Annotated in this window: 4 protein-coding genes; 3 read left to right on the forward strand and 1 reads right to left on the reverse strand. The window is 49.5% G+C overall.

The window, feature by feature from the left end; genetic code table 11:
- Positions 1-469 (reverse strand): 4Fe-4S binding protein (locus EJP87_RS14435; RefSeq protein WP_130472566.1); only part of this gene is annotated, 469 nt, incomplete at its 3' end.
- 186 nt (positions 470-655) lie between these two features.
- Between EJP87_RS14435 and ccoN the strand changes: the two genes are divergently transcribed.
- From ccoN to ccoP, 3 genes are read left to right on the forward strand one after another with little or no spacing between them, the layout of a single operon-like run.
- On the forward strand, positions 656-2,074 hold the full coding sequence (gene ccoN / locus EJP87_RS14440) for a cytochrome-c oxidase, cbb3-type subunit I (protein ID WP_130472567.1): 1,419 nt from the start codon (positions 656-658) through the stop codon (positions 2,072-2,074).
- Positions 2,075-2,082: 8 nt separating this feature from the next.
- Positions 2,083-2,808 carry a cytochrome-c oxidase, cbb3-type subunit II gene (ccoO, locus tag EJP87_RS14445; RefSeq protein WP_130472568.1) on the forward strand — a complete coding sequence of 242 codons (726 nt, stop codon included), beginning with the start codon at positions 2,083-2,085 and terminating at the stop codon, positions 2,806-2,808.
- Positions 2,809-2,830: 22 nt separating this feature from the next.
- On the forward strand, positions 2,831-3,736 hold the full coding sequence (ccoP, locus tag EJP87_RS14450; protein ID WP_130472569.1) for a cytochrome-c oxidase, cbb3-type subunit III: 906 nt from the start codon (positions 2,831-2,833) through the stop codon (positions 3,734-3,736).
- The last annotated feature ends 199 nt before the right edge of the window (positions 3,737-3,935 follow it).

A 3,935-nucleotide genomic window follows, 5' to 3' on the forward strand; every position in this document is an offset into this window, starting at 1 on the left:
GTAGCCATGCCCCATGTTTGCCTGTTTTGACCAGTAATTTCCGTAGGGACCATGGTGCTTGATCAAGTTTGATACGTTGTTTGCGATTGCCTTCAAACAGCAATTCCACGTGTAATAGTAAATCGGTCCAAACAGTTTGAATACACATATATCCACAAAAGACTCGACCACCTAATGCGGTCATAAAAAAGAGTCCCAATGCGGCGGCAATTAGAAGGAATGCTAAAAGAATGATATCTTGAGGCCAGATCATTAAATCGAATATGTAAAATTTGCGTGCAGGAAGATCGAAAAGGACTGCCTGATTGGGTAAACCTTCCGGCCTTTCCCAGCGAAGAAATGGTAAAAGAAAGAAAATAACAAGTTCTACGATGTACAATTTATTACGCAGGGATCTAAAAAAGCCTAACTGGTAGCGTGGATAGATTTTTTTCCATGCGGCGTAGAGAGAGTCTGTTGCACTGGACATACAAATACCTCGCAATTTTTGACAGATCGTTACATAAAGACAAAGTTTATTTTTTGATATTTTTTGATTGCTTCTTTGGCAGATTTGGTATACTAACAGAATCGCACGGCATCGTGATAGAGGATGTTGTGTGATTCGGCCATTTTTTTTTCTCGCTTGCCTAGATAAAAAAGGAAGGAGGGCTACGTGGGCCAACAACCAATTCAGCAACATCTGTATGACTACGAAATTGTCAAAAAGTTCTCAGCAGTCGCAGTAATCTATTCCATAGTCGGATTTTTAGTGGGAGTGATTTTGGCGCTGCAACTGGCATTTCCCGATTTGAACATGAATATTCCCTATATCACGTTCGGTCGGTTACGCCCCCTGCACACCTCGGCAGTTATTTTTGCCTTTGGTGGCTCGGTGCTGTTTGCCACCAGTTATTATGTGGTGCAGCGCACCTGCAAGGTACGACTCTTCTCCGATTTTCTCTCCAGTTTTACCTTCTGGGGATGGAATCTGGTGGTCGTGCTGGTGGTGATCACCTATCCGCTGGGTATTACCCAGGGCAAGGAGTATGCAGAGCCGATCTGGCCGATCGATCTGTTGATCACTGTGGTATGGGTTGCCTACTTTATTAACTTTGTTGGCACCCTGTTGCGGCGGAAGGTTGAGCACATCTATGTTGCCAACTGGTTCTATTTGGCCTTCATCCTTGCCGTGGCCATGCTGCACATCGTCAATAACTTGGCCATTCCGGTCAGCCTGACCGACTCTTACCCCATATTTGCTGGGGTGCAGGATGCCATGGTGCAGTGGTGGTATGGTCACAATGCGGTAGGCTTTTTCTTGACGGCCGCCTTTTTGGGCTTGATGTACTATTTTGTGCCCAAGCAGGCAGAGCGTCCGGTCTATTCCTATCGTTTGTCGGTGGTGCACTTCTGGGCTTTGTCCTTTTTGTATATTTGGGCAGGTCCGCACCATTTGCATTATACAGCCTTGCCGGATTGGGCCAGCACCCTGGGTGCAACCTTCTCCATCATGCTGCTTTTGCCCTCCTGGGGCGGCATGATCAACGGTATCATGACCCTGTCAGGTGCCTGGCATAAACTGCGTACTGATCCGATTCTGCGCTTCTGCTTTGTTTCGCTCTCCTTCTATGGTATGTCCACCTTTGAAGGACCGATGATGTCGATCAAAACGGTCAATGCTCTTTCCCACTATACCGACTGGACAATTGGTCATGTGCATTCTGGTACGTTGGGTTGGGTGGCGATGATCTCCTTTGCGGCTCTCTATCATATGGTCCCGCGTTTGTGGGGGGTAACCATCTACTCCACCCGTTTGATCAACTTCCACTTTTGGCTCTCCACGGTGGGTGTGGTGATCTATATCGTGGCCATGTGGATCTCCGGAATCATGCAGGGTTTGATGTGGCGGCAATATGATGCTTTCGGCAATCTCAGCTACTCTTTTGCCGAATCGGTAGCCGCTATGCACCCCTACTATATCATCCGCTCTATTGGTGGTGTGGTCTTTTTGGTGGGTGCATTGGTTATGGCCTATAACCTGGTCATGACTGTTCGGCAAAGCGGTAATGGCAGTCAGCGTGTGGCGGCTTGAGTGGGAGAATGACGATGATTAAACATGAATCCATTGAAAAAAATGTCTCCCTGATGATCGTCTTTACCTTGGTGGCCATTGCCATCGGTGGCTTGGTGGAAATTGTGCCGCTCTTCTTTATCAAGAGCACCATCGAACCGGTCAAAGGGATGCGGGCGTATACCCCCTTGGAATTAAAAGGACGGGATATCTATATCCGTGAAGGATGTTATAACTGCCATTCACAGATGGTTCGGCCCCTGCGTGATGAAGCGGCGCGTTATGGTCATTACTCTCTGGCTGCCGAAAGCATGTATGATCACCCCTTCCAGTGGGGTTCCAAGCGTACCGGACCGGATTTAGCCCGCATTGGTGGCAAATATTCCAACCATTGGCATCTTGCCCATATGGAAGCGCCTCGTTCTGTGGTTCCGGAGTCGGTGATGCCCGCCTATCCCTGGTTGCGTAAAACCGACCTCAAGTATGACGACATCGAAAAACGGATGCAGGTTTTGAGTATGGTTGGTGTGCCCTACACTGCTGAGCAGATTGCCAATGCCAAAAAGGATTTGCTCGATCAGGCTTCGGCCACCGCCGATGCTTCCGGTTTGACAAAACGTTATGGCAACAAAGTCCCCAAAGATGATTTCGACGCCCAGTCAGATCGTGTAACCGAATTGGATGCCTTAGTGGCTTACTTGCAGATGCTGGGAACGCTGGTGGATTTTTCCAGTTATCAGGCTCAGACCCGCTGATAGAGACGAAGGAGAAGAGACGATGGCGGACTTAAAGGATGGAAAAACCACTGGGCACCAATGGGATGAAGAGGAAGGGTTCCCGTTGCAGGAGTATAACAACCCCTTGCCACGTTGGTGGTTGTATAGTTTCTATGCCACAGTTGTCTGGGCGGTGATTTACTGGGTGTTGTATCCGGCCTGGCCCCTGGCAGATGGTTTTACCAAAGGGGTGTGGGAATGGTCGATGTACAAAGAGTTGAAGCAGGATCTGGATGCGGTGGCTGTCAAACAAAAACCGTTCAATGATCGTCTGGAAAAGCTCTCATTGAAGGAGATTGCCAGCGACAATGCCTTGTTGCAGTTTGCTGTGTCGGGTGGCAAGGCGGTGTTTGGTGACTATTGTGCTCCCTGCCATGGTGGTGGTGGTGTTGGGGTCAAGGCGGGAGGCTTTCCGACCTTGGCTGATGATGATTGGTTGTTTGGTGGCGATCTGGAGACCATCCGGGAGACCATTACCAATGGTCGTAGCGGACAGATGCCTGCCCATTTGAAGTCGGCAGGTGGTGCTTTCAGTGATGCACAAGTGGATGATCTGACCCAATATGTGTTGTCTTTGTCGGGTAAAAGCAAGGATGCGGCAGCCGCTGCTCGTGGTGACACGCTCTTTCGTGGTGAGGCCGCTTGCAACAGTTGTCATGGTGATAAAGGGGATGGCTCCTTGAAAGGAACACTGGCTGGTGGTGCGTTACCGCCGGTGGGTGCGCCCAATCTGACCGATGCCATTTGGTTGTATGGTGGCGATGTACAGACTGTGCGTGAGTCGATTGCCAAAGGTCGGACTGGTCATATGCCGGCTTGGGGTAATGAGTCCGCCAGTCGCAAGCTGTCACCTTTGCAGATTAAACAGTTGACCTTGTATGTACACAGTCTGGGTGGAGGCAAATAATCCTGCAGGAGCATTATCCGGCTGAGGATTGAGCAGAAATCTGGCTAGCAGTGAGAGGTGCCGAAGAGTGTAAAATTTCTTCGGCACCTTTTTTTTGTCATAACTATTCACTGCCCAAAACCATTGCGGGTCCAGGGAGGGCACCTCCCTGGCCGGGTCCAGGGATGGAATCCCTGGGATTTTGCTTTTAATCTTTTGC

The sequence above is a fragment of the Candidatus Magnetaquicoccus inordinatus genome (assembly GCF_004217665.1).
GTDB classification, from domain to species: Bacteria; Pseudomonadota; Magnetococcia; order Magnetococcales; family Magnetaquicoccaceae; genus Magnetaquicoccus; species Magnetaquicoccus inordinatus.

Coding starts and splice junctions, on each gene's coding strand:
- ccoP (WP_130472569.1), top strand. CDS start 2,831: ATGGCGGACTTAAAGGATGGAAAAACCACTGGGCACCAATGGGATGAA.
- ccoO (WP_130472568.1), top strand. CDS start 2,083: ATGACGATGATTAAACATGAATCCATTGAAAAAAATGTCTCCCTGATG.